This is a genomic window from Mycobacterium sp. ITM-2016-00318, from assembly GCF_002968285.2.
In the GTDB taxonomy this organism is placed as follows: Bacteria; Actinomycetota; Actinomycetes; order Mycobacteriales; family Mycobacteriaceae; genus Mycobacterium.
In genome coordinates this window covers 5,417,830-5,444,504 of the sequence record NZ_CP134400.1, presented here as the reverse complement: position 1 = coordinate 5,444,504, position 26,675 = coordinate 5,417,830, and the positions used below count along the sequence as shown (strand labels likewise).

Sequence of the window (26,675 nt, the reverse complement as noted above, 5' to 3'; positions counted from 1 at the left end):
GGTGGTACTCATCTCTCCCGATCTTCGCCGCGGTGCTGGGCCCACGCCCGAAGGGCAGGGGAGGGGGCCTCGGGTTCGTCGTCGAGCGCCAGCGCCGTATCGAGCGGATCAGGACGGTCCAGGTCGGCGGGGTCGGGCTGCCCGCGGAACCGGTGCCACAGCCGGCGACCGGCCAGCGCGACGAGCACCGCACCCACCGACAGGGTGATGAAGAACAGCACCTTGCCATAGGCGTTGGAGTGCACCGACAGGCGCACCGGCTCGCCGAGCGGCAAACCGTCGGCGGTGCGCAGGGCGACGTCGACCGCGACGCGCTGGGTGAAGTGCACCTCGATCGGCACCTGAAGCGGCAGGTAGCCCGGCGGCAGCTCGATCTCGCCCATGTCGTTGACGGTCATTCCGGGCGGGGCATCGACTAACAGCTTGACCCTGATGGGCACCGGCAGGTCGTTGCGCAGCGCCAGCGGCAGCGGACTGCGTTCGGTCGCCAGCGTGTAGGAGCCCCCGGGGTTCACGATCCTCACCGCGTTGAAAAGGTCGTTGACGGTGTCGCGGGTGATCGTCAGCCGCTGCTCGGCCAGCCCGTTGCGAACGTCCGGCGGCGCCGACTGGCTCAGCGCGCGCAGCATGTCCTCACGTAGGGGCGCAGTGTACTCGGTGCCGCTGAGACCGGTGCGCTCGTCTCTGGTCAGCGCCGCGGTCAACCCCCACAGCTTGCCGGTGGTGCTCGCGATGCCCGAAATCACCGCGTCGTCGAAGCGGGCGCGCGGATTGGCGGGCACCTTGTCGGGTGTCGGGCGGATGTCGCTCTGCGGGATCGCCGCGCTCTCGGCGATCACCGCGGTCAGCGGCCGCGGCGCGGCCAGGCCCGCCCGGATCGACGTGGCCACCGCGGACAGGACCGACGCCGCGTCGTCTGCCGAGAGACCCCAGTCCATCGGCGGCATCAGGATCTGGCTGCGCGGCTCGGCCGCGGGGGCCAGGGTGCGCCACAGCACTGAGCCCAACGCGTCCTGCCGTCGCGCCACCGCCGAGTCGTGTTGAACCGGAACATGAAGTCCCGCATCAAGATAGGACGGCGACCACGGATCAGTGCCCACACCGGCCAGCGCAGCGGAGACGGTCGGATCGAATGGTGCGGCGACGACCTCGGGTGTGTAGCGGACCGGGTTGACGTCGGCGGTCGCCTGTTCCCCGTCGTCGGCGGTGAGGCCGGCCGCGGCAATCGCCACGGTCGGCCCCTGCCCGGAAAGCAGCTGCACCGCCCGGTCGGTCAGCGGTCCGTCGCCGACGAGCGTTGCGCCGCGCGTGGAGGCGATGCCGAGAATCTGGTCGACGATGTTGCCCGCGCCATTGGTGGCGATCGCACTCAGGCCGGGATCGCCGACCCGCGCCAACGCGTCGAGGTCAGCCTGCGCGTAGTTCGCGGGAGCGACGCACGTCCGCTGGGCCACCACTCTGAGCCGGTTGAGCCAGGTCACCGCGGCATCCTGGCCGGTGCCGGGATGCGTCGGCGTCGTCGGTCCGACGTCGGGTCCGTCGTTGACGACGTAGCCAGCTGTCATTGCGTTCACCGTGACAAGGAGGTCAGGGTCGATGGCCAGACACAGCGCGCTGCGTACCTGACCGCCCGGGTCGACGGACGGGCTGGTGGCGAAGTCGACGGCCGAAAGCAGGGTGTCGAGGCGACCACCCGCGGCCAGCGATGCCGCGAGCTCGTCGTCGACAAGGCGGACCGGTGTTGCGCCGCCGGGTGCGCCGGAGGCGAGCCGGGGCCGGTCGCCCAGCGGCCACATGACGGTCAGCCGAACCGGTTTGGACGTGTCCGGCGCCACCACGGCGGCGAGTGTGTCGGCGGACGGGTTGGCTGCGGGCTCCGGCGGCACCCCGATCACCGGAAGCAGGAACCGGGCGTCGTCGAGGCGGGCAGGCGCACCGTAGTCGGGCGTGCCGTTGGCGTTGACGAGAAGCGGATAGACGCCCGGTGTGTCGATGCCGAGCGACGGACCCTGCGGGGCACGCAGCGGCACAACCAGACTGAACGGAACGTTCTGGCCGCGCTGCAATTCCGTTGACACGGTGGTGAAGTCGGCCACCGCTTCGAATTGGTCGTTGTCACCGCCGAGGTTCGTCCGAAGGCCTGTGGAGGAGGCAACGGCGGCGGCGTGCTCGAGGCGGACCATTACATCGCGGACGGGGCGGTCGCCGACGTTGAGCACAGTGCCGGTCACGGTCACGACGGGCTCGCTGGTGGTCGTCACCACCTCTGGCGTCACGCGGTCGATACGGACCTGAAGGAACGGCAGTGAACCCGGCTCGCCCGCGGCGGCGTGCGGTGACACCGTCGGTGCGACGATCAGGATCAGGCCTACCAGCACGGCGAACAGTCGGGCTGTCACCGTGCCGGAGCCCCGGCGGGCGGTCACGGCCCTTGTCCGCAACCGTTCGTCCGCGGCTTGGGCGGGCCCGTGTCGCCGTTACGGCGGGCGCGGGTGTGGGAGTGCGTCTGAGCACGCCGGCGCGGTGAGCTGTGGGGAAGCGGCGGCAGCGCTGACGGCCCGTCGTGGTGCAGCTTGTCGATCAGCTCGTCGGCGACCTCGGCGAGCTTGCGCTCGTCGGCGTAGGCTAGCCGGGACGGCAGTTCGGTCAGCGGCACCCACGCCACCTCGCTGACCTCGACGTCCTCATCGGAGAGCTCGCCGCCGAGGAACCGCATCAGATAGTGGTGCACGGTCTTGTGCACCCGCCTGCCCTCGGTGACGAACCAGTAGTCGATGCTGCCGAGCGCGGCCAGCACGCTGCCCTGGATGCCGGTCTCCTCGGCCACCTCTCGGATCGCGGTCTGCTCGGCGGTCTCCCCGAGTTCGATATGGCCCTTCGGCAGCGACCACAGCATGCGGCCACGTCGATCGACCCGCCCGATCAGTGCCGCGACCTGACCGTCCTTCGGGCCGTCGATTCCGTCGATGACCAGGCCGCCCGCCGACGTCTCGTGCACGGTGCGCAGCCGGTCGGGGCCCCGGCGCGAATTCCTTTTGTGCGGTTTCGGCCTGCCGTCAGGGATCGGCGCGTCGGTTGAACTGACAGCCCGGCCGTCGCCTCTGGATTCGACGGCTCGGCCGTCAGTCCTGGAATCGACGGCTCGGCCGTCAGTCCTGGAATCGACGGCTCGGCCGTCAGTGTTCTTCCCAGGCGTCGAGTTGTTGTTGCGCTGTCCCTTGGCGGTGTCGGGTGGACCGGCCGCGCGCCGACCGCGACGACGCCCTCGGCGCCGTCGGGGTTTGGCCTGTTCGCCGTCCGACACCCAAGCGATAGTAGCTGGCATGAGAATTCGCTCCTCCCGCACTCGCCGCTCGGTGCAGGACCGTTACCTCTACGCTCATTGACCGTGTCCGACAACGCTGAACCGCTCGTCGCCGCCCAGGTGGCGTTGAATCGGCACGCCGATGTCCTTCGCGGTCTCGGGCGACTGTTCGCTGACGCCGGGCACGAGCTGTATCTGGTCGGCGGAAGCGTGCGCGACGCGTTGCTGGGCCGGCTCGGCACCGACCTCGACTTCACCACCGATGCGCGGCCCGACGAGATGCAGCGGATGTTGCGGTCGTGGGCGGATGCGCTGTGGGAGACCGGCATCGAATACGGCACGCTCGGGGTCGGCAAGGGCGACCAGCGCATGGAGATCACCACGTACCGCGCCGACACCTACGATCAGGTGTCCCGCAATCCGGAGGTGCGCTTCGGCGACCGTCTCGACGACGATCTCATCCGCCGCGACTTCACCGTCAACGCGATGGCGGTGCGCATCACGCCAGAGGGTCCCGGCGAATTCCTTGATCCGCTGGGCGGTTTGGCGGCGCTGCGCGCCCGCGTGCTCGACACCCCCGCAGCGCCGGAGGTGTCGTTCGGCGACGACCCGCTGCGGATGCTGCGTGCGGCCCGGTTCGTCTCGCAGCTCGGGTTCGGCGTGGCGCCGCGGGTGCGGGAGGCGATGGTGGCGATGGCAGACCAGCTGGGCCGGATCACGGCCGAGCGGGTGGCCGCCGAACTGGACAAGCTGATGCTCGGCTCGGATCCGCCTGCGGGCGTCGACCTCATGGTGGACACCGGCCTCGGCGATGTGGTGCTGCCCGAGATCGGTGCCATGCGGATGGCCATCGACGAGCATCACCAGCACAAGGACGTGTACCAGCATTCGCTGACTGTGCTGCGGCAGGCGATCGCGCTCGAGGACGGTCCCGATCTGGTGTTGCGGTGGGCGGCACTGCTACACGACATCGGCAAGCCCTCGACGCGTCGGCACGAGTCCGACGGCGGGGTGAGCTTTCACCATCACGAGGTGGTCGGCGCGAAGATGACCCGCAAGCGGATGCGGGCGCTGAAGTACTCCAAGCAGATGGTCGACGATGTGTCGCAGCTGGTGTACCTGCACCTGCGCTTCCACGGGTACGGCGACGGAAAGTGGACCGATTCGGCGGTGCGGCGTTATGTCACCGACGCCGGCCCGCTGCTGCCGCGGCTGCACAAGCTGGTGCGCGCCGACTGCACCACCCGCAACAAGCGGCGCGCGGCCCGGCTGCAGGCCAACTACGACGACCTCGAGGCGCGGATCGCCGAATTGGCGGCGAAAGAGGACCTGCAGCGGGTACGTCCCGACCTCGACGGCAACGAGATCATGAAGATCCTGGACATCCCGGCTGGCCCGCAGGTCGGGCAGGCGTGGAACCACCTCAAGGAGCTCCGCCTCGACCGCGGGCCCCTCAGCCACGACGAGGCGGTGGCCGAACTGCTGAAGTGGTGGAACGCCAGGAGCTGAGCCGACGTCCAATCGGTGTGGACTACTGCCTTTCCGACGGCGACGGCTCGGCCACGATGTGGAGCGCACCGCCGAACACCGACCTCGATGCCGACGGCGCACTGGACGCGATCGGTCTCGATGTGGACGGCGACGGCACCGTCGATGACCTGCTTGCCGACCTCGACGGCGACGGCGTCGCCGATCACGCCGTGCTCGACGGGCAGAACTATTTCACCGATGACGGGTCGGGCACCTGGGCGGTGAGCGTGGATCGCGACGGGCTGGGCCCCCAGCTTGCTAGGGGACTGCGCCTGCTCGACGTCGACGGCAACGGGCTGGCCGACCGCGCGCTCGGCGACGGGCTCGGCTATGTCGACACCGACGGCGACGGAACGTGGGACCTCAAGCTGACAGACAGCAACGGCGACGGCAGGGCCGACGTCGCCAACGACCTGTAGCTCGCGCGGCGCGGGCTGACCGTAGCCGACCGCGCTGGCGCACACGCACTTTCACAGGGCGCGCACTACTCGCTGCGTCAGGGAGCGCGCGCCCCATATTCAGGTAGCCGCCTACTCGGGATTTCCCGACGCCGAAGCGGGACCGTTCGTCCTGCTCGAACCACACGAAAGGAGCACTCCCATGGCTGATCCCATCATCAAAATCGGTTCAACCGGCGAAGCGGTCAAGAAGGCACAGCAGGCGCTGTACTGCCGCCGCTATCTGGTCGACCTCAGCGAGGTCGACGGCGTATTCGGACCGATCACCCGCAACCGGGTCATCCGTTATCAGCTGGACCGCAGCGTCGGCGAATTCTTCTCGTTCTCGTTCCCGTTGGCCGTCGACGGCATCGTCGGGCCGATGACGTGGTCGCGACTGACCCCGCCAATCATCAAGAAGGGCTCGAAGGGGAACCCGGTATTCCTGGTGCAGGAGATTCTCAAGAGCTGGGGCTACCCGGACTACGACCCGGGCCCGGTCGACGGCGACTACGGCAAGCTGACCGAGACCGCTGTCAAGAATGTGCAGGCCATCCTCACCGATTGCGACAACGTCCCGTTGAAAGTCGACGGCATCGTCGGCCCCAAGACGTGGGAAGCGCTCTACAGCTGAGTGCGCAGAACGCAGGCGTCGGGACCGGGTGTCAGCGCCCCGGTCCCGGCGGTCCGGCGAAGGCCTGCGCGATCGTCAGCCAGCGCTGCGCGTCGTCACCCTCGGCCGTCACGTCGAGGGTCGAGGGAGGCCGCCGCTGGGTGACCAGCAGGCAGAAGTCCTCCGCCGAACCGGTCACCCGCTGCCGCGCGTCCTCGGGACCCCACGTCCAGGTATCGCCGTTGGGTGCGGCGAGCTCGACGCGGAACGGATCTTCCGGTGCGGCGTGGCCGTTGATCGCGAACGCGAAATCGCGTGTCCGGACGCCGATGTGGGCGATGGAGCGAAGCCGTGCAGTCGGCGGCCGCTTCACCCCGAGGGCGTCGGCGACGTCGAGGCCGTGCGCCCAGGTCTCCATCAGCCGCGCGGTGGCCATCGAGGCGGCGCTCATCGGCGGCCCAAACCACGGCAGCTTGCGGCGGTCGGGCACCGTCAGCAGTGCGTCGTGCAGCTGGTTTCGGGTCGCGCGCCAGTCGGCCAGCAACTCGGTCGGCGCGCCCGCGGCGACCTCCTCCGTGCCGCGGTCGACGAACCCGAGCGGATCTTCCGCGGCGGCGCCCAGCACCTCGTTGAAGGCGGCCTCGTCATGGACCGACAGCAGCGCGACCCGGTCGGTCCACAGCAGGTGCGCGATCTGGTGCGCGATGGTCCACCCCGCTGCGGGGGTGGCCTCTGCCCAGCGCTCATCGGGAAGCTCGGCGACCAATCCGTCGAGGTGGTCGCTTTCGGCGCGAAGGTCATCCACGATCGGGCGGGCTGTCGCCATGCGGGTCACCTTAGCCCGGCGGTCGGGCACGGCGAGCGACGCCGGCGTGCAGCGCAAACCCGAGTAGATAGAGCACTGAGCCTGCGACGACGAGTCCCGGCGAGTAGCCGTCGGCGGGGATGACGGCCGCCGCAGCGGTCAGCGCGACGATGAACGACATCCAGAACAACGCGTCCTGCACCGCGAACATGTGACCGCGCAGCGCGTCGTCGACGTCGATCTGCATGGCTGTGTCGGCGCACAGTTTGACCACCTGACCGACCAGGCCGAGCAGGAACCCGCACAGCAGCATCATCGGCATCTGCAGGCCTGCGCCGCCGAGCTGCATGACCGCCGCGAGGAGCAGCGCCCCGTTGGCGGTGCGGTAGCGGCCCCACCGGCCGACCGCGCTCGGGGTGATCACGTTGGCGATGAACGACCCGATCCCGGTGATGAAGAAGAACAGTGCCGCGGTGCCGAACCCTGCGACGCTGTGGGTGTCGACATGGCGCACCATGACGAACACCAGCATGCTGTTGATGCCCAGCACCATCCGGTGGGTGGCCAGGCCGCCGAGCGTGGCCGCGACGGTCCGAACGGCGAGCACGGTGCGGGCGCCGTGCAGCCATCCGGTCGCGACAGCGTAGGCCACGGAACCGTGGATGGCCCGCGCACTCTCGTGCGGTCCGAGCACGTGGCGGGGGAAGCGCACCGACAACAGCAGGGCCAGCAACACAGGCACCACGACGATGAAAAGGACTGCCGCAGAGCCCTTGTCGTCGGAACCGAGCAACGGTCTCGACGCCAGCATGAACCCGGCGCCGAGAAACGTCGCCACGCCTCCGGTGGCTGTCGCGACCGAGTTCATCGTCACGACCTGTCCGCGCGGCACGACGTCAGGCAGTGCGGCGGACAGGCCGGAGGACACGAACCGGGTGAAGCCGTTGGCGATCAGCGCGCCGAACAGGATCGACAGGTCGCCGGCGCCGGAGGCCAGCAGCGCGGCAATGCCGAGCACCAGGAAGACGCGCGCGGCGTTGGCCCCGATCAGCACGGTCCGGCGGTCCCAGCGGTCGAGCAGGGCGCCTGCGAACGGGCCGAGGACCGAGTACGGCAGGTACAGGACGGCGAACGCTCCGACGAGCTCCCACGGTCCCGCCGCGCGTTCGGGGTTGAACAGCAGTCCGCCCGCCAACCCGGCCTGGAACAGGCCGTCACCGAACTGGCTCGTCGTCCGCAGTTCGAGCAGCCGCCAGAAGTGGGGTAGGCCGCGCACGGACCGCCACAGGTCCAGCGGAGCGCGTGCGTCAGCCACGGGAATTCACAGTACAAATATCCCGGCGGGCCGCGCCCGTTCGCCACCTCAATGGTTCGCTGGTGCCATGATGGTGGAGTGGCACAGTCAGAGGATCCGGAGGACTTTGTCGCTCCGACAGCGAACCGGGTGCGCGCCGGAACTCTGCTGCTGGCCAACACCGATCTGCTCGAGCCGACGTTCCGCCGCAGCGTCATCTACATCGTCGAACACAACGACGGCGGCACCCTCGGGGTGGTGCTGAACCGGCCAAGCGAAACCGCGGTGTACAACGTGCTGCCGCAGTGGGCGAAGCTCGCCACCAAACCCAAGACCATGTTCATCGGCGGCCCGGTCAAGCGGGATGCCGCGCTGTGCCTGGCCACCTTGCGGGTGGGCACCGAACCGAACGGGGTGCCGGGTATCCGGCATGTGCAGGGCCGGATGGTGATGGTGGATCTGGACGCCGAACCCGAGACGATAGCGCCGATGGTCGAAGGCGTGCGGATCTTCGCTGGATACTCCGGCTGGACGATCGGCCAACTCGAGGGCGAGATCGCGCGCGACGACTGGATCGTGTTGTCCGCGTTACCGTCCGACGTTCTGGTCTCGGCGAGGGTGGACCTGTGGGGACGGGTGCTGCGCCGTCAGCCGCTTCCCCTGTCGCTGCTGGCGACCCACCCGATCGATATCAGCCGCAACTAGTTCCGGTCGGCCGGCCTCAAGCGGTATGACCGGCCTGCGCGGCTGGGCCCCTTGACAGCGTGCAGCTTGCGCAGGCGCCGCCGCCGCATCCGCTGGATGCGGTCCCGCACGCGGCAGCCCCCGTGGTCTGAGCGACCACGAACTTGGCGCTCTGCCAGCAACCGGCCGCGACCGTGGCGACGGCGCCGAGCACGCACACGATCACCACGACAGCACCCGTCTCGGGTTGCAACGACAGCGCGACCACGCCCGCGACGGTCAACATCGCCGAGGCGGCGAGCTGGGTGGGGGCGACAGCGCGGAGGACCTGTCGCACGACGTCGGCGGAGCGCGGGCGGGACAACGTCCATCCGCCGAGTGCGGCGGTGACAAGGGCGGCACACAGGCATCCCACCGCCGCGAAAAGCATGCGGCCTACCTTAAAGGGCGCCGCAGCCCGCGCGCTACCGGGGCGGCGCCTGCGCCAGTGCAGGCGCAGCGGCTGCTGCCGCAGCGGGCGCGGCGGGTGCCGGCACAGCGGGCGCGCCCGGCGCAGTGATCCTGAAGCCGTTGGTGATTGCGTCGGTGGCGTTCGCGGTGGGGACGGCTTCCCTGACCGTCGTGGTGACCGCCAGCGATACCAGGTAACTGTCCTGACCCGAGGTCGCGATGGTGTGCCTGCGCGCGGTGTTGAGCGACATGTTGTTGTCGCGGTAGGAGCCCTCGATCATCGCCGAGGGCATTCCGCCGAAGTCCGCAAGTGATGCGTTGGTGGTGCTCCACGCAGGCAGCAACTGGCTGTCGATGAAGCCGTGGGTGATTGCCTCCTTCGGATCGAAGTCGCCGCCGGCCAACTTGTAGACCACCAGCGCCGCGTTGGAGGTGTAGATCCCGTCGCCGCCGACCCGGTCGGCGAGCACCGCGAACGCGTCGGGCACGTTCGGATCGGGCACCTGCGACCAGCCGCGCGGCACGGGCAGCACGATGTTGAGCGCCGTGAAGTCGCGGGCCGCCTGCGGTTCGAGTTTGATGCCCTTCTCATGGAAGTAGTCATTGAGGGTCTGCGAGTTCGCAGGTATCAGCGTCTGTGGGGCCGGCACCGCCGCGCCGGGCGGCAGTGCCGGGGTGGCCAGTGATTGCGCCGCGGGCGCGGCAGGTGCGATGCCGAGCTGGCCGGTGGATTGTCTGGCCTGCGCCGAGCCCGGCATGACGGTGACCGGCTGGGACGCGGGCGAAGGCTGTGGGGGCAGGGGATAGAGGGGTTCGGCCGCGGCCGTGTTGGCCGTCACCCCGAGCACGCCGGCCATGCCCGCAGCCACCGCACCTGCCAGAATCCGCCAGCGGCGAGCATCTCCGATCATCGCCCGAATCCCTTCGTGAGAGTCCCCCTGCCACGGGCAGGACATGCCCCAGGTCAGGGGGCGACCGTAACCCCCGCGCGGAGTCAGCCACCAGCCTTGGAACCGAGCTGGAATGAAGCTCTGACCGCTCCGCAACGCAACCGATACCTGCCCGTGGCCGACGGACGGGCGGTGGCAGACCTTTACCCTGTTCACGTGAGTAGCGAGTCGGTCACCGACGCCGACACCCCGCAGTATCGGTACACCGCGAAGCTGGCCGGGGAGATCGAGCATGCCTGGCAGGAGCGGTGGCAGCTGCTGGGAACCTTCCATGTGCCCAACCCGGTGGGCTCACTCGCGCCGTCGGACGGCACACCGGTTCCGGCCGACAAGATGTTCGTGCTGGACATGTTTCCCTACCCGTCGGGCGAGGGTCTGCACGTCGGCCACCCGCTCGGCTACATCGCGACCGACGTCTACGCCCGCTACTTCCGTATGACGGGTCGCAATGTGTTGCACGCCTTGGGCTTCGACTCGTTCGGTCTGCCCGCGGAGCAGTACGCCGTGCAGACCGGTACCCATCCGCGGACCCGGACTGAGGCCAACATCGTCAACTTCCGCCGACAGCTGGGCCGGCTCGGGCTCGGCCACGACGCGCGGCGCAGTTTCTCCACCACCGATGTCGACTTCTACAAGTGGACACAGTGGATCTTCCTGCAGATCTACGACGCGTGGTTCGACAAGCAGCTGAACAGGGCCCGCCGCATCGACGAACTGGTCGGTGAGTTCGACTCCGGGCAGCGGAGCCTCGAGGACGGCAGGACGTGGCCGGCGTTGTCCGCCGACGAGCGCGCCGAGGTGATCGACTCACACCGGTTGGTATACCGGGCCGACTCGATGGTCAACTGGTGTCCCGGGCTCGGCACAGTGCTGGCCAACGAGGAGGTCACCTCCGATGGGCGCAGCGACCGCGGCAACTTCCCGGTGTTCCGGAAGCGGTTGCGGCAGTGGATGATGCGGATCACCGCCTACTCGGATCGGCTGCTCGAGGACCTCGACGTGCTGGACTGGCCGGACAAGGTCAAGACCATGCAGCGCAACTGGATCGGTCGGTCCAAAGGCGCCGCGGTGTTGTTCGGCACCGATGCGGGCGACATCGAAGTCTTCACCACAAGGCCCGACACCTTGTTCGGGGCGACCTACATGGTGCTGGCACCGGAGCATCCGCTCGTCGAGCAGCTGACCGCCGCGGATTGGCCCGACGGCGTCGACCCCCGGTGGACCTACGACGGAGCCACCCCGGCGGCCGCCGGGGCCGCATACCGCGCCTCGATCGCCGCGAAGTCGGACCTGGAGCGCCAGGAGAACAAGTCCAAGACCGGCGTGTTTCTCGGCAGCTACGCGACCAACCCCGTCAACGGCGCGAGTATCCCGATCTTCATTGCCGACTATGTGCTGCTCGGCTACGGCACCGGCGCGATCATGGCGGTGCCCGGCGGCGACCAGCGCGACTGGGACTACGCGACGCAGTTCGGGCTGCCGATCGTCGAAGTCGTTGCAGGCGGCGACATTTCACAGGGGGCCTACAACGGCGACGGGGAGATGGTCAACTCAGGCTTTCTCGACGGCCTCAGCGTGGCATCGGCGAAGGAGGCGGTGACCGCCCGGCTCGAGGCCGACGGTCGCGGACGCTCCCGCGTCGAGTACAAGCTGCGCGACTGGCTGTTCGCGCGGCAGCGTTACTGGGGCGAGCCGTTCCCGATCGTCTACGACGAAAACGGCCGCGCGCACCCCTTGCCGGAATCCGAGCTGCCGGTCGAACTGCCCGACATCGAGGACTATTCTCCGGTGCTGTTCGACCCCGACGACGCCGACAGCGTGCCGTCGCCGCCGCTGAACAAGGCGACCGACTGGGTGAACGTCGAGCTGGACCTCGGCGACGGCCTCAAGCCCTATACCCGCGACACCAACGTCATGCCGCAGTGGGCAGGCAGCTCGTGGTACGAGTTGCGCTACACGGACCCGCGCAACTCGGAAGCCCTGTGCGACAAGGAGAACGAGGCGTACTGGATGGGCTCGCGACCCGCCGAGCACGGCCAGGACGACCCGGGCGGTGTCGACCTGTACGTCGGCGGTGTCGAGCATGCGGTGCTGCACCTGCTGTACTCGCGGTTCTGGCACAAGGTGCTCTACGACCTCGGCCATGTGTCGTCGCGGGAGCCGTACCGGCGGCTGGTAAACCAGGGTTACATCCAGGCGCACGCCTACACCGATGCGCGCGGCACCTATGTGCCCGCCGCGGAAGTCGTTGAGCGGGAGAAGAAGTTCTTCTGGACGGGACCCGACGGTGAGATCGAGGTCAATCAGGAGTTCGGCAAGATCGGTAAGAGCCTGAAGAACTCGGTGTCGCCCGACGAGATCTGCGACAACTACGGCGCGGACACGCTGCGGATGTACGAGATGTCGATGGGTCCGCTTGAGGCGTCGCGTCCGTGGGCGACGAAAGACGTTGTGGGCGCGTACCGATTCCTGCAGCGGGTGTGGCGGTTGGTGGTCGACGAACAAACCGGGCAGTTGCGGGCCAGTGATGACACTCCGGACGACGAGACGCTGCGGGCACTGCACCGGACGATCGCCGGGGTCTCGGAAGACTATGCGTCGCTGCGCAACAACACCGCGGGCGCCAAGCTGATCGAGTACACCAACCACCTGACGAAGCGGCACAGCGGGGATGTGCCGCGGGCGGCGGTCGAACCGCTCGTGCTGATGGTGGCGCCGCTGGCGCCGCACCTTGCCGAGGAACTGTGGCTTCGGCTCGGCCATGACACGTCGCTGGCGCACGGTCCGTTCCCGGTTGCCGACGAGAGTTATCTGACCGTCGACACCGTCGAGCTGCCGGTGCAGGTCAACGGCAAGGTGCGCGGGCACGTCACGGTGCCCGCCGTTGCGGATGCCGATGCGATGGAGGCGGCCGCGCTGGCCGACGAGAAGGTGCAGGCGTTTCTGAACGGCGCGACCCCCAAGAAGGTGATCGTGGTGGCCGGTCGCCTGGTCAACCTCGTCGTCTAGCGATTTCGGCGCCCTGAGTCATCCTCAGCGTGACTGCGAGCGCCCAAATCACCGGGGGCGGACGATGACCTCGCGGATATCGGCGTCGGGCGGTGCGTTGACGGCCTCGGCGACGATCTTCGCGACGGTGTCGGGCGCCAAGAGGTGTTCGGGCTTGTAGTCGCGACCCTCGTAGGCGACGAGGTCCTCCTGCATCGCCGTCGCGATCCGTCCGGGATGGATCGACGTCACGCGCAGCTCGGGCTCGTCGTTGCGCAGCGACTCGGCAAAGCCGCGCAATGCGAACTTGCTGGCCGTGTACGACGCCAGACCGGGCGACGCGTTGATGCCCGCACCGGAGTTGATGAACACCACCTGACCGCCTGCACTGCGCAGCGCGGGCAGCAGCGCGAGCGTAACCGCAACCGCGCCAATGACATTGACCTCCATCGTGACCCGCCACTCGTCGACAGTCGACTCGGCGACGCGTCCGGGGAAGGCCGCGCCCGCATTGTGGATCAACACGTCGAGCTCGTCGATCGGCTCGACGACCGCGGCGATCGACTCGCTGTCTTCCAGGTCCAACGGCCACGTCGTCGCACCCAACCGCTGCGCCAGCGCGTCGAGCCGGTCCGACGGTCGACCACCGAGGAACAGCGTATGGGTGGGGGCCAGGGCATCGGCGATGGCCGTGCCCAGCCCACCCGCTGGCCCGGTGATGAAGGCGGTCGGCATGCCGGTCACCCTACCGACTGCGATCATTGTGGAGATGGCACCCGATCCCAGCTTCGCCCCCACGCAACTCGCGGCACGCGCCGCGTATCTGCTGCGCGGCAATGACCTGGGTTCGATGACGACCGCGGCGCCGCTGCTGTACCCACACATGTGGAGTTGGGACGCCGCTTTCGTCGCCATCGGCCTCGCGCCGCTGAGCGTCGAGCGCGCGGTCGTCGAGCTCGACACCCTGCTCTCGGCGCAGTGGGCCAACGGAATGATCCCGCACATCGTGTTCGCCAACGGCGTCGACGGCTACTTCCCCGGACCAGCGCGGTGGGCGACGTCCGCATTGGCCGCCTACGCGCCGCGGTCGCGGCACACATCGGGTATCACTCAGCCGCCGGTGCATGCGATCGCCGTGCAGCGCATCCTCGACCACGCCCGGTCCCGCGGCCGCTCGACCCGCGCGGTGGCCGAAGCCTTTCTGGACCGTCGCTGGGACGACCTGGTGCGCTGGCACCGTTGGCTCGCCGAGGCGCGCGACCCGAAGTCGCACGGCCGGGTGACGCTCTACCACGGGTGGGAGTCCGGCATGGACAATTCACCGCGATGGGATGCCGCCTACGCCAACGTGATTGCGGGCAATGTGCCGGAATACCGGCGCGAGGACAACACCATCGTCACCGATGCCAGCCAACGGCCGTCGGACACGGAGTACGACCGCTACCTGTGGCTGGTCGAGGAGATGAAGTCGGTGCGCTACGACGACGAGTTGCTGCCCAAGGTCATGAGCTTCGCCGTCGAGGACGTCTTCGTGTCGGCGATCTTGTCGGTAGCCTGCTCCGTGCTCGCCGAGATCGGCGAAGACTACAAACGCCCGCACGCCGATGTCAGAGATCTCTACGCATGGTCGGACAGGTTCCGCGCGGGCGTCGTCGAGATTGCTGACGAACGAACCGGCGCGGCAAGGGATTACGACGTCCGCGCCGGCAGGCTGGTCGCCACCGAAACCGTCGCTCAGTTCGCGCCGCTGCTGTGTGGTGGGCTTCCGCACGCCAAGGAGCGCACACTGCTGCGGTTGTTGGAAGGTCCGCGGTTCTGCGGGCATCCCGACCTGAAGTACGCGCTGATCCCGTCCACATCGCCGGTGTCGCGTGACTTCCGCTCCAGGGAGTACTGGCGCGGACCGGTCTGGCCGGTGATGACCTGGCTGTTCTCCTGGGCATTCGCCCGCCGCGGCTGGGCCGAGCGGTCGCTGATTCTGCGCCGCGAAGGTCTCCGGCAGGCCAGCGACGGGACCTTCGCCGAGTACTACGAACCGTTCACCGGAGAACCGTTGGGCAGCATGCAACAGTCATGGACCGCCGCGGCGGTACTGGACTGGTTGGGCTAGCTGCCTTCCTGGCCGGCTTCCTGATCGGCGAGCCGCTCCATCGGGCCCAACGCCTTGGTCAGGGTTTCGACGTCGTCATCGGTCAGCCTGCCGAGCATCGCGGCCAGCGCGGACCGGCGCGCAGCGAGTGCCTCGCGGTGCTGGACGAGGCCGCGCGGGGTGACCTCCACCAGGACGGCGCGCAGATCGGAGGGGTCGCGCGACCGCTTCACGAGTCCCAGCTTCTCGAGGCGGCGGATCGCAACGGTCGTCGTCGGGGTGCGGACGCGCTCGTGGGCAGCCAGATCGGTCATCCGGATCGGGCCCTTTTCCAGCAGCGTCAACAGGATCGAGAGCTGGGCCAGGGTCAGGTCGCCTGCCGTGCCCCGATTGGCGTCACCGCGTCGCAGGACGGAGAACAGCTTGGACAGGACGCGCTGCAGCTCAGCTGCCAGTTCGTCGACCTGCGCTTGGGTCTCCACCATAGTTCGCTAGTCTAACCTGTCAGGGTCTGACGGTATGCAATCGCGCAATGTTTGTGGTTACAGCACCTGTGACAGGAATCTCTGTAGTCTTTCGGTCTCCGCGCCGTCGAAGATCCGCTCGGGCGGCCCCGATTCGACGACTTTGCCGTGATCCATGAACACCACGGTGTCCGACGTCGAGCGGGCGAAGCCCATCTCATGCGTCACGACGACCATCGTCATGCCGTCGGCGCCGAGGTCGGCGATCAATGCCAGGATCCCCTTCACGAGTTCAGGGTCGAGCGCCGAAGTGGCCTCGTCGAAGAACATCACCTGCGGTGTCATCGCGAGGGCGCGCGCGATGGCGACACGCTGCTGCTGGCCGCCGGACAGCGTGCCAGGCCGGGCGTCGGCCTTGTGCCGCAGATCAACGCGCTCGAGCTGAGCCAGCCCGAGCTCGCGGGCCTCGTCGGCGCTGAGCTTCTTGAGCTTGCGCGGTGCCAGCGTCACGTTGTCGAGCACGGTGCGATGGGGAAACAGATTGAAGTGCTGGAAGACCATGCCGATCCGCTGCCGCAACGCGTCGGGGTTGTCGCCGAGCACCGACTTCCCGTCCAGCAGGATGTCGCCCTTGTCGGGCTCGTAGAGTCGGTTGAGCGTACGCAGCAGCGTCGACTTGCCCGATCCGGACGGCCCGATCACCGCGGCGGTGTTACCCGCAGGCACCTCGATGTCGACACCGCGCAGCACCGCATTCGGTCCGAACGCCAGGTGAATATCACTGCCTGCCAGGGAGACTGGCGTGAATGCGGCCGGCATCAGATCATCTCCTGCGGCGTGGCGGGGTTCAATGGCGACAGCGGATCCTCCGGCTCGGCCGGGCGGCCCTTCCGCAGGCGGGCGTCGATGTAGTTCACCAGGTGAGTCAGCGGAATGGTCAGCGCAAGGTAGAACAGGCCCGCGGCGACCAGCGGCGACAGGTTGCCGGTCTGTGCGTTGAGATCGCGGCCGACCTGGAACAGCTCGCGCTGATTGGCGACCAACCCGAGGAAGTACACCAGCGAGCTGGCTTTGAGCAGCGAGATGAACTGGTTGACCAGCGCGGGCAGCACACGCCGGATCCCCTGCGGCACCACGACCAGTCGCATCGAGGCCGGATAGCTGAAGCCGAGCGCGCGCGACGCTTCGAGCTGGCCCGGTTCCACGCTCTGGATGCCGGAGCGGAAGATCTCGCCGATGTAGGCCGCGGCCATCAATCCGAGCGCCGCGATGCCGAGCGGGTACGGGTTGTTGCCGGTCAAGCCACCGACGATGGGCCCGACGCCGAGGCCGATCAGCAGGATGATCACCACCTCGGGCAGGCCGCGGAAGATGTCGGTGTACACGCGCGCGGGCCAGCGCAGCCATCGGGAGCCCGAGATGCCCGCGACGGCCAGCGCCATGCCGAGCAGCAGGCCGATCACGCTGGCGCTGACGGTCAGGATCAACGTGTTGGGCAGGCCGGTCGTGAACAGGTCGGGAATCGCCTGCTTGTACAGGTCCCAGTCGAGGAACGAGGCGGCCAATCGTGACATCGTCGACTTCGGTTGAGCCGCAGCCGAATCCACCCGCTCGTCCTGATGGCTCGCTGCGATCGCGGCGAAGTCAGGCAGCTGCGGCACCGGCGCGGCCTTGGAACCCGGCTTCCAGCCGGGCGGAAGTTCGCGCGGCACCCAGTCGGCGTACAACCGCGCCCATGTGCCGTCGGCGATGACGGCGTCCAGCCCGGAGTTCAGCGCGTCGATCAGCGGCTTGTTCTCCTTGGCGACCGCGTAGGCCACGAAGTTGTCCAGGCTGAAGGTGTTCTCGATGATCTCGGCGGTGTCGCCGGGCTGCACGGTACCCTGCGCCTGCTGTGACGGAGCGACCCACGCGTCGATCTGCTTGGTTTTCAGGCTGGCGTAGACGGTGTTGTAGTCGGGGAACTTGACGGGGTCCAGCTTCAACGAGTCGACGAGGTAGGCCTCCTGGACGGTGCCCTGAACCACGCCGATGCGCTGGCCTGCGGCCAGCTTGTCGAATCCGGTGATCGGTGACCCCGTTGGCACGACAAGGGAGAAGTAGCCGAAGTCGTAGCCGTTGGTGAACCCGACTGTGCGCCGCCTCGCATCGGTGGTGGTGATCGACGAGGAGCCGACGTCGAAGCGGCGCGAGGCCACTTGGGCGAGCAGCCCGGAGAACTCCGTGCCGACGAAATTGATTCGCACGCGCAGCTTTTCAGCGACCGCCCGCAGCAGCTCGTTGTCGAAGCCGGTGAACTGGCCCGCTGAGTCGATGCAGATGCTCGGCGGGGCGTCGGACAGTGTGCCGACGGTGAGCACTCCCGGTGTGCCCAGATTCAGCGCATCGGGCTTCACGGTGTCCAGCGGTGCGACCGTGGGCGTCGTGTACTTGTCCTCACCGGGACCCGCCGCCGCGGATGCGAGGTTCGTCGGTACTGCGCTCGCGCTGTCGACGCCAGGCGGCGCGCATTGGTCGGCGTCGGCGACGGCGGGGCCGGCCATTGGAAGGCTGAAGACCAGCAGCGCGACGAGCGCGAGGACGAACGCTTTGGCTGTCCGGCCCGGGAGGGGGGTCATTGGAATCAACGTAGCCGCCGAGCGAACGTTGAAACCGGCTTCAGCTCATTCAGAACGCAACCGGCGGCTGCGTGGCCAGGGCCGACGGGCTGAACACGCCGCGGCGTACCAGTTCGGCGACCATGATCCGCCCCATGGCTTCCGCGCGGCCTGCGCACGCGGCTCGCGCACCGTCGGCGTCGTGGCTGCGGATGGCGGTGGTCTCCGCTTCGTAGAACGGCAGCATTTCGTCGTGGTTGTTCAGGTAGGTCACCCAGAACGACCGAGGAATGAAGCTCTGCGAGGCGCGGATCTCGGCGAGCAACCGCGGGCCCGCGTACTCCTCGTTGATGGTCTGCCGGTACTGCCAGGCCGCTTCCTGGAATGCGCGCGATTCGCGGTTGGCGATCATGAAGTCGGTCAACGTAGTGAGCGCAGACAGCACTGCCTGTCGCGGATCGCTCGCCGCGCGCCCCGACGCCAGGCCGAGCAGCAGGCCGTGAAGCTCGTGGTGTTCCAGCACGACGGACTCGTCGAAGCGTTCGACGAAGGCGCCGCGGTGGTAGCGCGTCGACAGGATTCCGTCGTGTTCGAGCTGAACCACGGCCTCCTGGATCGGCACCCGGCTCACCCCGAGTTCGTGCGCGATCTCATTGCGGTCGACGCGGTCCCCCGAACGCAACTTGCCAGTGAGCACCAGGTTGATGAGATGAGAAACAACCTGGTCCTTCTCCTTGATTCCATACCTCTTCGGCATAGCGGCGCAAGTTAATCACGCGAATTGGCCGCTAGGCAGAAATTGGCAGAATGAGACACATTCGTGTGTCTGCGGTACTCGCCCAGCCTAAGCTGAGTTAGTTCCCCGCGCGCCTATCGCGCCACTGGCACAAGGCTTCTGCGTCGCTCAGGTCGTAGTCGGGCCCGTTGACGCCGACGGTCAACAGGGTGACTCCGAGGTCGGCCAGGGCGTCGGCTTCGGCGAGCAGCGCGTCGGTTCCCTTACCGGAGACCCCGGCCGATCGTTCGATGGCCGAAGGGTCGCGCCCGACGTCGGCGCAGTGTCGCGCGAGGATGTCCGACTTCTGCGGGTACTCGCTGCTATCGCTGAATGAGTGCCAGATATCGCCGTATTCCGCGACAAGGCGCAGCGTTTTCTTCTCACCGCCGCCGCCGATCAACACCGGGATGTCGCGTGTCGGCTGCGGGTTGAGCTTGCCCAGCCGCGACTGGATGCGCGGGAACGCTTCCGCCAGATCGTCCAGCCGGCTGCCTGCAGTGCCGAACGCGTAGCCGTATTCGTCGTAGTCCTTCTGCTTCCAGCCCGACCCGATGCCGAGGATCAGCCTGCCGTCGGAGACGTGGTCGACGGTGCGTGCCATATCGGCGAGCAATTCCGGGTTGCGGTACGAATTACACGTGACGAGCGCGCCGATCTCGATGCGCGACGTTTGTTCCGCCCATGCGCCGAGCATCGTCCAGCATTCGTAATGTGGACCGTCGGGGTCGCCGTATAGCGGGAAGAAGTGGTCCCAGTTGAACGCGACGTCGACACCGATGTCCTCACACCGTCGAACGGCGTCGCGGATGTGGCCGTAGGTGGGGGAATGTTGCGGCTGCAGCTGCACGCCGACACGAATTGAAGGCACAGGTCCATCATTCCCGGTTTGGCTAGACACCAATCCGACCGTCGGTCCGCCACACCGCGACGACCGATGGGCGCGCTGTACCGTTGCCGCCTTCCGGCCATCGGGACAGCGGGTTGTCGATGCTGTTGTCGTCGTATTCGCCGGGATGCTGCACGCAGACCGTCACCAGATCGTCGCTGATGATGGGCCCGCAGGTCTCCGCCCCGAGTGGCACGGTGAGGAACTGCTTGGTCTCACCCCGGTTCGGGCCTTCCAGTGCGACGGCGAACAGTCCGTCGTTGGAGTCCAACGCGTTTCCGTCGGTGGAGATCCACAGATTCCCGTGGCTGTCGAACGCTACGTTGTCCGGGCACGAAATCGGACTGACCTTCGTCTTGTCGAATCCGGCGAAGTACGTGTCGGCGGCTGCCGGATCGCCGCACACGAGCAGTAGGTCCCAGGTGAAGTCGGTGCCCGCGTGGCTGTCGGTGATCTCGAGAATCTGCCCGCTCTTGTTGTCGTTGCGCGGGTTGGCGGCGTCCGGCGGCGCCTCGCCGGGCGCGCCGCGCTCGTCGTTGTTGGTGAGCGCGACATACACCTTGCCCGTCTGCGGGTTGGCCTCGAAGTCTTCTGGGCGGTCCATTCTGGTGGCGCCGGCCTTGTCCGCGGCGAGCCGGGTGAACACCGCGGCCTCCTGCGCGGTCACGCCGGCCACGAGCGACTCGGCCTGACCGTCAGGGCCCGAGCGCAGCAACGGAAGCCACGTTCCCGTCCCGCGGAAGGCGCCGCCTGCCGGCGGCTTGCCCGAGCCGTCGATCTGAGCGGGCGGGATGTCGCTGGACAGCTTGGCGGCGTAGAGCGTGCCCTCGTCGAGCAGCGTCATGTTGTGGGCCAGCGCCGTCGGGTCGCCCTTGTCTCCCGCGGACCGCATCTTCTTACTGGAGACGAATTTGTACATGTAGTCGAAACGCTCGTCGTCGCCGCTGTAGGCCACCACGGTGCCGTCGTCGGTGATGTAGATGTTGGCACCCTCGTGTTTGAACCGGCCCATCGCGGAGTGCTTGACCGGCGTCGAGTTCGGATCCCACGGGTTGACTTCGACGATGTAGCCGAACCGGTTGGGCTCATTCGGACTCCCCGATACGTCGAAGCGCGGGTCGAACGTCTCCCACAGCAGTTCGGATGGTTTTGCCGAAATGCCGTAGCGGTCATACCGGTCGGCGTCCACCGGACCGGGCTTCGCGGTGCCCTCGGCGGCGCCGAAGTACTGCTGGAAGTTCTCCTCACCGGAAAGGATTGTGCCCCAAGGTGTTATGCCGCCAGAGCAGTTGGCGAACGTGCCGAGGACCGTGCGGCCTGCCGGGTCGGCGGCCGTCTTGACGAAGTCGGTGCCCGCCGCGGGCCCGACGAGCGTCATCGGGGTGTCGGCGGTGATGCGCCGGTTGTAGGTGCTCATCACGGGTTTGAGGCCGCCGCCGGGCACCCGTTCGACCTCGACGACGCCCATCCCGATCGCCGCGATCTCGACGTCGAACTGCTCGCGGGTGGGTGCGTCCACCTTGTAGCCGGGGAACATGAACAACGGCGTGACGTACTCGTGGTTGGTCACCAACAGGAACCGGTTGGGCTGCCCGGCCATCGGCAGCAGGGCGGCGAAGTCGTTGTTGAAGCCGAACTGCCCGCGCTGGGCGGCGCCGGTCTGGTTGCGGATGTCGAACTTCGGTACACCGTCGAGAATCGGGTCGCCCCAGCTGATCACGACGCCCTGCTTGTACCCGGCGGGGATGACGACGGCGTCTTCGCTGTTGGGTGCAACCGCGTCGAACTTCATGCCTGCCGGTGTTTCCCCTACCGGCTCGGTCGATGACGTCGGGGTCGCCGCCTGCTGTTCGCTACTTCCGCAGCCGGCCAGCGCCGAACCCGCGCCCACCGCCAGTACCGCGATGCCGCTCGCCTGCAGCATCGAACGACGCGAGACTGCCTTGGCGATGTCGCCGAAGTATTCGTTGTCGCTGGTATTTCGGACGGGCTTTGAGCAGGCGTCGCCGCACTTGTACCGACACGTCACATGCTGCCGCTTGGACTTCCCGTCGTGGGTGACGAAGAGGTTCAACGGCACGAGCGCCATGGCTGCGGATCCTTCCGACAGGAGTACCGGCCGCGGGCTGGCGGCCGGTACGGCGGAATGTACGTCAAGCCGACAAGCGGTTGGGAACTTATGGGTGAACAACCGGCAACGTCAGGCGCCGAGCACCCCGCGCAGAATCTCGACCAGAGCGCGGGGCTGGTCGCCCTGAACCGAGTGGCCCGAGTCCGCGACAACGTGGGTGCGCTGAAAACCAGGAGCACCCTCGGCGAACGCGGCGGCGTCCTCGTCGTTGACGAAAAACGAGTTGGCGCCGCGCACGAGGGTGGTCGGCATGGTGATCGCGGGCACGTCGTCCCAGAGGCCCTGGAACGACTCGGGCATCTGCCTGTCCTTGCCGCCGCGGAAGGTGTCGTAGCGCCACGTCCAAGTGCCGTCGTCGTTGCGCTTCGAATTATGGAAGACGCCGCGCCGCAACGATTTCCGATCGCGGTGCGGCGAGGCTTCGATGGTCACGCCGAGCATCGCCTCGAAAGACGGGAACTCCCGCTCGCCCCGCACGAGCGCAACCGCGCCGAGCTGCGCCTTCGTCATCTCCTCGTGGCGCTCCGGCGCGGAGGGCGTGACGTCGACGAGCACGAGCTCGGGAACCATCGCCGGTTCGGTGGCCGCGAGCCGCAGCGCGGTGAGACCGCCCAGCGACATCCCGACGACAAGTCGCGGGCTGGGCGCCCATTCGCGCAGCAGCGGCCGCAGTGTTTCGGCATTCGTTTTGGGGCCGTAGTCGCCGTCGTCGCGCCACGCCGAGCGGCCGTGCCCTGGCAGATCGACGGCCAGCGCGGGCACGCCGAGACCGAGTATGACGGTGTCCCACGTGTGCGCGTTCTGGCCGCCGCCGTGAAGAAACACCGCCTCCGGCGGCTCGTTGCCCCACTTCAGGGCGCTGATATCACCGGCATCGATCCGGCTGACGGTGGGCAGTGGGCCGGTGTGGCCGATCTGCTCGGCATTCTCCGGCAGCAGTGCGAACTCGTCGAGGTTGAGCAGGTCGTCGTCGGAGATCTCGGCCATGGCTAAACCCTACGCACGACCGAAATTCAGATGCGCTGGATGTCGCGATGTGCCAGCGGCGTTCGCCACCGACGTACCAGCAGAGCTCGGCTTCGGCTTCTAGCCGTCGATGTACGTTTCGAGCTGCTCGCGAGCCACGTCGTCGGGCAGCTGCTGCGGCGGGCTCTTCATCAGGTAGGCCGAGGCGGCGACCACCGGGCCGCCGATGCCGCGGTCCTTGGCGATCTTCGCCGCGCGGACCGCGTCGATGATGACGCCCGCCGAGTTCGGCGAGTCCCAGACCTCGAGCTTGTACTCGAGGTTCAGCGGCACGTCGCCGAAGGCGCGGCCTTCCAGCCGCACGTAGGCCCACTTGCGGTCGTCGAGCCAGCCGACATGGTCGGACGGGCCGATGTGCACGTCCTTGGTCTTGAACTCGCGCTGCAGGTTGCTCGTTACGGCCTGGGTCTTGGAGATCTTCTTGCTCTCGAGGCGCTCGCGTTCGAGCATGTTGAGGAAGTCCATGTTGCCGCCGACGTTGAGCTGCATCGTGCGGTCGAGCTGCACGCCGCGATCCTCGAAGAGCTTGGCCATCACGCGGTGGGTGATGGTGGCGCCGACCTGGCTCTTGATGTCGTCACCGACGATCGGCACACCGGCATCGGCGAACTTCTTGGCCCACACGGGGTCAGAGGCGATGAACACGGGCAGCGCGTTGACGAACGCGACACCGGCGTCGATGGCGCACTGGGCATAGAACTTGTCGGCCTCTTCGGAGCCCACCGGCAGGTAGGACACCATCACGTCGACCTTGTTGTCCTTGAGGACCTTCACGACGTCGACGGCGTCGGCGTCGGACACCTCGATGGTCTCGGCGTAGTACTTGCCGATGCCGTCGAGGGTCGGGCCGCGCTGCACCGTGACGTTCGTCGGCGGCACGTCGGCGATCTTGATGGTGTTGTTCTCCGACGCGAAGATCGCCTCGGAGAGGTCGAAGCCGACCTTCTTGGCGTCGACGTCGAAGGCGGCGACGAAGTTGACGTCGCGGACGTGATACGGACCGAATCGCACATGCATCAGGCCGGGAACCGTCTTGGTCTCGTCGGCGTCGTGGTAGTACTGCACACCCTGGACAAGCGATGCTGCGCAGTTACCGACACCGACAATCGCGACCCGCACCTCGGTGTTCTCAGTCATGGCGACGTTCTTCCTCTCGATCCACACTTGGAAATCTGATGCTTTTTGCTAGCTGGGGGACTGCTCGGCGCGACTTTGAGCTACCCGCTCGGCCGCGATCAAATCGTTGAGCCATTTCACTTCGCGCTCGCTGGACTCCAATCCCAACTGGTGCAGTTGGCGGGTGTAACGATCAAGCGAACTGCTGGCCCGTGCGACCGCTTCGCGCAGACCTTCTCGGCGTTCCTCGACCTGTCGACGGCGGCCCTCGAGGATCCGCATCCTGGCTTCGGCCGGGGTGCGGTTGAAGAAGGCGAGATGAACGCCGAATCCGTCGTCGGTGTAGTTCTGTGGGCCCGTGTCGGCCACCAACTCGGCGAAGCGCTTCTTGCCCGCGTCGGTCAGCTGATACACCCGGCGCGCACGGCGCACCTTGGAGGCCCCGTCGGGCGCCGCGTCCTCGACGATCAGGCCGTCGGCCTGCATCCGGCGCAATGCCGGATACAGCGAGCCGTAGGAGAAGGCCCTGAAAGCACCGAGGAGGCCCGTCAATCTTTTACGCAACTCGTAGCCGTGCATGGGCGACTCGAGCAGAAGACCCAGCACTGCGAGCTCCAGCATCGAACCACCTCCTTTGTCCCCTCGCTGCGCTGGGGTCCCCACGCCGCTACGACGTCCCGACACCTCGCACAACTGTATCGCGCCGATATATTTGACGCCACAAGTTGGTCACCGAGACGCTCCTGAGCTCGGCTTTCGTTACTGCGCCATGACTTGTTTGATCGCGCCGTCCGGCGCCAGGTCGATGTAGCCGCTGCCGAAATCGCTGCTGACGACGAACGTTGACGGCGTCGGGGGTGGCTGAATCCTTGACGGCTCGATGTCGATCCAGGTGTCGGAGATGTCCTTGCGCGGGATCTTCAGCGTCTCTGGCGCCCCGCGGTCGTACATCAGCTTGCGGCGCGGGTCGTCGGCGCCGGGTCGGTAGAGCGTGGCGCGATCGGGCCGGATGTTCATCTCGAAGCCGATGGTGTCGCCGAACTTCTGCCGCATCTGCTCGAACAACCCGTTGAGGCCGCCCATCGACTGCAGCTGCCGGGGCGGGGTGAGCACTTTGGCGGGAACTCCGTCGGACCTTGGCGCCGGGATCGGTCTGAAAGCTCAGCGGCGAGCTGGTGTTGCCGTAGAGGCCCCAGCCGATGCCCATGCCGAGGAGCACGAGCACCGCGGCGGTCGCGAGGCGCAGACCCCAGCCGGCACCGTTGGGAAGGCTGGGCCGCTTCCTCAAGGTCGGCTGGGCCCAAAGCTTGAGGGGATTTCACCGGGGCATTGGCTGTCTGTAGATCGGTGACCAGCGACTGCAGCTCGCCGAGCGTGGCAGCGTTGGTGGCCCTGCTCACCCGTTGCCGGTGTTCCTCCATCGACAGCTGGCCTTCGGCGAGCGCGCTGTCGAGTACCTGGCAGGTGTCGGAACGGTCGCTGTCTTTTGCCCGCGTTCCAGGGGTTTGCCGCGTCGCCACGTCGATGATCGTAGAGGTCAGCTCGGGTCTTCCACGCGCTTGACGGTGCCCGCGGAGTCGAGGTAGATCCAGCCATCCGTGTGCGCCCTCGTGGAGACCCTCACCAACAGCTCGAGTGCGCCGGGACCGGGCGGCTCGGCGATGTGGTCGATGTCGATGAACGTTTCGGTCACGTCGCCACGCGCGATCCGCAGCGTTCCGGGGGCGGGCTGCAGAGCGGCGGCCGCCGCGGGCACGTCGAATGCGGCGAGGTCGGTCAAATCATCGGTGTCCGAGCGGGGCCTGGTCGAGGGATCGCCCCAGCCACGATGGAAGGAGTAGATCAACTTCGACTGCTCGTGGGTGGGGGCGGGACGGGCCAGCGTCGCCTCGTCAGGCGTGATGGCCAGCTCGTAGCCCATCGTGTCGCCGAAGCGGTTGCGGATCTCGTCGAGCACGAGGGTCAGACCCTCCGCAGCGTGCAGATCGGGAAGCGGACGGAGCACCACCGGGGGCGGATCCGCCGGCGCCTGCGCCGACTCGACGGCCCGGGTGGACGGTTCGGCGGCCAGCTCGTGGGTCTCCGGCGCCGCGGCACTCGGGCTCGAGGTGGTGGTGTCCGAGGACGACGAGTCATTGTTCATCAGCACCACGGCGACTGCGGCGAGGACGACCACCGCCGCGACCGTCATACCGGCGATGACGAGCGGCCCGCGGCCCGACCTCGGGCCCGTCGCGAACGGCTGCAGCGCGCCGGCTGTCTGCAGGTCGGCGACCAACGACTCCAGCTCGCCGGGTGTGGCGGCGGTGGTAGCGGCGTTCACCCGTTGCCGATGCTCCTCCATCGACAGCTGGCCCTCGGCGAAGGCGCTGTCGAGAATCTGGCAGGTCGCGGTGCGGTCGCTGTCCTTCGTCCGGGTGCCGCCGGGTCTACCCGTTGCCACGGAAGAAGATCGTAAGAGGCCGGACACCATCGCCGCAGACAGATGCCGACGCGCCAACCACCTGACCCCGTCACGCCTCCACGCCGAAGG

23 protein-coding genes and 1 pseudogene are annotated in these 26,675 nt (G+C 67.7%); 6 read left to right on the top strand and 18 right to left on the bottom strand.

Annotation, left to right across the window (positions count from 1 at the left end):
* Positions 1 to 8: 8 nt before the first annotated feature.
* Entirely contained in the window at positions 9 to 2,426 is a 2,418-nt protein-coding gene (locus tag C6A82_RS26810) for a hypothetical protein (protein ID WP_396836759.1), read from the bottom strand.
* A complete protein-coding gene (locus tag C6A82_RS26805; protein ID WP_105347522.1) occupies positions 2,423 to 3,304 on the bottom strand; it encodes an NUDIX hydrolase in 882 nt (293 codons plus the stop codon). Before C6A82_RS26805 ends, C6A82_RS26810 begins: the two co-directional genes overlap by 4 nt.
* A gap of 78 nt (positions 3,305 to 3,382) precedes the next feature.
* Between C6A82_RS26805 and C6A82_RS26800 the strand changes: the two genes are divergently transcribed.
* From C6A82_RS26800 to C6A82_RS26790, 3 genes are all read left to right on the top strand, one after another.
* The gene (locus C6A82_RS26800) at positions 3,383 to 4,813 is read left to right on the top strand and encodes a CCA tRNA nucleotidyltransferase (protein WP_105347524.1); all 1,431 of its coding nucleotides are present in this window, start codon (positions 3,383 to 3,385) and stop codon (positions 4,811 to 4,813) included.
* A gap of 17 nt (positions 4,814 to 4,830) precedes the next feature.
* Positions 4,831 to 5,253: a pullulanase gene (locus tag C6A82_RS26795; protein ID WP_105347525.1), complete on the top strand. Its 423-nt coding sequence runs from the start codon at positions 4,831 to 4,833 to the stop codon at positions 5,251 to 5,253.
* A gap of 181 nt (positions 5,254 to 5,434) precedes the next feature.
* A complete protein-coding gene (locus C6A82_RS26790) occupies positions 5,435 to 5,905 on the top strand; it encodes a peptidoglycan-binding protein (RefSeq protein WP_105347527.1) in 471 nt (156 codons plus the stop codon).
* 31 nt (positions 5,906 to 5,936) lie between these two features.
* Here the strand turns inward: C6A82_RS26790 and C6A82_RS26785 are convergent, their stop codons facing one another.
* Together C6A82_RS26785 and C6A82_RS26780 are read right to left on the bottom strand one after the other, a co-directional pair.
* Positions 5,937 to 6,710 (bottom strand): TIGR03084 family metal-binding protein, encoded by a 774-nt coding sequence (locus C6A82_RS26785; RefSeq protein ID WP_105347555.1) that lies wholly within the window; start codon positions 6,708 to 6,710, stop codon positions 5,937 to 5,939.
* Positions 6,711 to 6,720: 10 nt separating this feature from the next.
* Entirely contained in the window at positions 6,721 to 8,004 is a 1,284-nt protein-coding gene (locus tag C6A82_RS26780; protein ID WP_105347529.1) for an MFS transporter, read from the bottom strand.
* Positions 8,005 to 8,082: 78 nt separating this feature from the next.
* Here C6A82_RS26780 and C6A82_RS26775 point away from each other — a divergent pair, with 78 nt between their 5' ends.
* Positions 8,083 to 8,688, top strand: a complete 606-nt coding sequence (locus tag C6A82_RS26775) for a YqgE/AlgH family protein (protein WP_311101564.1) — start codon at positions 8,083 to 8,085, stop codon at positions 8,686 to 8,688.
* 16 nt (positions 8,689 to 8,704) lie between these two features.
* On the opposite strand, the gene C6A82_RS26770 is transcribed toward C6A82_RS26775, so the two are convergent.
* Together C6A82_RS26770 and C6A82_RS26765 are read right to left on the bottom strand one after the other, a co-directional pair.
* Positions 8,705 to 9,097 (bottom strand): hypothetical protein, encoded by a 393-nt coding sequence (locus tag C6A82_RS26770; protein ID WP_105347531.1) that lies wholly within the window; start codon positions 9,095 to 9,097, stop codon positions 8,705 to 8,707.
* 34 nt (positions 9,098 to 9,131) lie between these two features.
* Positions 9,132 to 10,028, bottom strand: coding sequence for an LpqN/LpqT family lipoprotein (locus tag C6A82_RS26765; RefSeq protein ID WP_105347533.1), 897 nt, complete (start codon positions 10,026 to 10,028; stop codon positions 9,132 to 9,134).
* Positions 10,029 to 10,199: 171 nt separating this feature from the next.
* Between C6A82_RS26765 and leuS the strand changes: the two genes are divergently transcribed.
* On the top strand, positions 10,200 to 13,076 hold the full coding sequence (leuS, locus tag C6A82_RS26760) for a leucine--tRNA ligase (protein WP_199193900.1): 2,877 nt from the start codon (positions 10,200 to 10,202) through the stop codon (positions 13,074 to 13,076).
* Between the two features lie 48 nt (positions 13,077 to 13,124).
* Here the strand turns inward: leuS and C6A82_RS26755 are convergent, their stop codons facing one another.
* On the bottom strand, positions 13,125 to 13,790 hold the full coding sequence (locus C6A82_RS26755) for an SDR family oxidoreductase (RefSeq protein WP_105347558.1): 666 nt from the start codon (positions 13,788 to 13,790) through the stop codon (positions 13,125 to 13,127).
* Between the two features lie 34 nt (positions 13,791 to 13,824).
* Here C6A82_RS26755 and C6A82_RS26750 point away from each other — a divergent pair, with 34 nt between their 5' ends.
* Positions 13,825 to 15,165: an MGH1-like glycoside hydrolase domain-containing protein gene (locus C6A82_RS26750; RefSeq protein ID WP_105347560.1), complete on the top strand. Its 1,341-nt coding sequence runs from the start codon at positions 13,825 to 13,827 to the stop codon at positions 15,163 to 15,165.
* Here C6A82_RS26750 and C6A82_RS26745 read toward each other — a convergent pair.
* The 11 genes and pseudogenes from C6A82_RS26745 to C6A82_RS26695 all read right to left on the bottom strand — a co-directional run bounded on the left by C6A82_RS26745 (position 15,162) and on the right by C6A82_RS26695 (position 26,585).
* Positions 15,162 to 15,629: a MarR family winged helix-turn-helix transcriptional regulator gene (locus tag C6A82_RS26745; protein WP_105347535.1), complete on the bottom strand. Its 468-nt coding sequence runs from the start codon at positions 15,627 to 15,629 to the stop codon at positions 15,162 to 15,164. The genes C6A82_RS26750 and C6A82_RS26745 overlap by 4 nt on opposite strands.
* 57 nt (positions 15,630 to 15,686) lie before the next feature.
* Positions 15,687 to 16,427, bottom strand: a complete 741-nt coding sequence (locus C6A82_RS26740; protein ID WP_105347536.1) for an amino acid ABC transporter ATP-binding protein — start codon at positions 16,425 to 16,427, stop codon at positions 15,687 to 15,689.
* On the bottom strand, positions 16,427 to 18,226 hold the full coding sequence (locus C6A82_RS26735; protein WP_105347538.1) for an ABC transporter substrate-binding protein/permease: 1,800 nt from the start codon (positions 18,224 to 18,226) through the stop codon (positions 16,427 to 16,429). The genes C6A82_RS26740 and C6A82_RS26735 overlap by 1 nt, the downstream gene beginning before the upstream one ends.
* A 49-nt stretch (positions 18,227 to 18,275) precedes the next feature.
* Positions 18,276 to 18,962 (bottom strand): GntR family transcriptional regulator, encoded by a 687-nt coding sequence (locus tag C6A82_RS26730; protein ID WP_105347540.1) that lies wholly within the window; start codon positions 18,960 to 18,962, stop codon positions 18,276 to 18,278.
* A gap of 97 nt (positions 18,963 to 19,059) precedes the next feature.
* Positions 19,060 to 19,851 (bottom strand): LLM class F420-dependent oxidoreductase, encoded by a 792-nt coding sequence (locus tag C6A82_RS26725; protein ID WP_105347542.1) that lies wholly within the window; start codon positions 19,849 to 19,851, stop codon positions 19,060 to 19,062.
* A gap of 22 nt (positions 19,852 to 19,873) precedes the next feature.
* Positions 19,874 to 21,958 carry a PhoX family phosphatase gene (locus tag C6A82_RS26720; protein ID WP_105347543.1) on the bottom strand — a complete coding sequence of 695 codons (2,085 nt, stop codon included), beginning with the start codon at positions 21,956 to 21,958 and terminating at the stop codon, positions 19,874 to 19,876.
* Between the two features lie 111 nt (positions 21,959 to 22,069).
* Positions 22,070 to 22,987, bottom strand: a complete 918-nt coding sequence (locus C6A82_RS26715) for an alpha/beta fold hydrolase (RefSeq protein WP_105347545.1) — start codon at positions 22,985 to 22,987, stop codon at positions 22,070 to 22,072.
* A gap of 99 nt (positions 22,988 to 23,086) precedes the next feature.
* Entirely contained in the window at positions 23,087 to 24,163 is a 1,077-nt protein-coding gene (locus C6A82_RS26710; RefSeq protein ID WP_105347561.1) for an inositol-3-phosphate synthase, read from the bottom strand.
* Between the two features lie 48 nt (positions 24,164 to 24,211).
* The gene (locus C6A82_RS26705) at positions 24,212 to 24,763 is read right to left on the bottom strand and encodes a PadR family transcriptional regulator (protein WP_105347547.1); all 552 of its coding nucleotides are present in this window, start codon (positions 24,761 to 24,763) and stop codon (positions 24,212 to 24,214) included.
* Positions 24,764 to 24,901: 138 nt separating this feature from the next.
* Positions 24,902 to 25,662: pseudogene (locus tag C6A82_RS26700) on the bottom strand (DUF1707 domain-containing protein).
* A gap of 17 nt (positions 25,663 to 25,679) precedes the next feature.
* Entirely contained in the window at positions 25,680 to 26,585 is a 906-nt protein-coding gene (locus tag C6A82_RS26695) for a DUF1707 domain-containing protein (RefSeq protein WP_158261661.1), read from the bottom strand.
* Positions 26,586 to 26,675: the final 90 nt, after the last annotated feature.

Bases quoted from the DNA above. Each gene is read 5' to 3' on its own strand.
- C6A82_RS26735 (WP_105347538.1), bottom strand. From the start codon at position 18,226: ATGACCCCCCTCCCGGGCCGGACAGCCAAAGCGTTCGTCCTCGCGCTC.
- C6A82_RS26755 (WP_105347558.1), bottom strand. From the start codon at position 13,790: ATGCCGACCGCCTTCATCACCGGGCCAGCGGGTGGGCTGGGCACGGCC.
- C6A82_RS26705 (WP_105347547.1), bottom strand. From the start codon at position 24,763: ATGCTGGAGCTCGCAGTGCTGGGTCTTCTGCTCGAGTCGCCCATGCAC.
- C6A82_RS26785 (WP_105347555.1), bottom strand. From the start codon at position 6,710: ATGGCGACAGCCCGCCCGATCGTGGATGACCTTCGCGCCGAAAGCGAC.
- C6A82_RS26765 (WP_105347533.1), bottom strand. From the start codon at position 10,028: ATGATCGGAGATGCTCGCCGCTGGCGGATTCTGGCAGGTGCGGTGGCT.
- C6A82_RS26730 (WP_105347540.1), bottom strand. From the start codon at position 18,962: ATGCCGAAGAGGTATGGAATCAAGGAGAAGGACCAGGTTGTTTCTCAT.
- C6A82_RS26770 (WP_105347531.1), bottom strand. From the start codon at position 9,097: ATGCTTTTCGCGGCGGTGGGATGCCTGTGTGCCGCCCTTGTCACCGCC.
- C6A82_RS26720 (WP_105347543.1), bottom strand. From the start codon at position 21,958: ATGGCGCTCGTGCCGTTGAACCTCTTCGTCACCCACGACGGGAAGTCC.
- C6A82_RS26740 (WP_105347536.1), bottom strand. From the start codon at position 16,427: ATGCCGGCCGCATTCACGCCAGTCTCCCTGGCAGGCAGTGATATTCAC.
- C6A82_RS26750 (WP_105347560.1), top strand. From the start codon at position 13,825: ATGGCACCCGATCCCAGCTTCGCCCCCACGCAACTCGCGGCACGCGCC.
- C6A82_RS26710 (WP_105347561.1), bottom strand. From the start codon at position 24,163: ATGACTGAGAACACCGAGGTGCGGGTCGCGATTGTCGGTGTCGGTAAC.
- C6A82_RS26715 (WP_105347545.1), bottom strand. From the start codon at position 22,987: ATGGCCGAGATCTCCGACGACGACCTGCTCAACCTCGACGAGTTCGCA.
- C6A82_RS26745 (WP_105347535.1), bottom strand. From the start codon at position 15,629: ATGGTGGAGACCCAAGCGCAGGTCGACGAACTGGCAGCTGAGCTGCAG.
- C6A82_RS26790 (WP_105347527.1), top strand. From the start codon at position 5,435: ATGGCTGATCCCATCATCAAAATCGGTTCAACCGGCGAAGCGGTCAAG.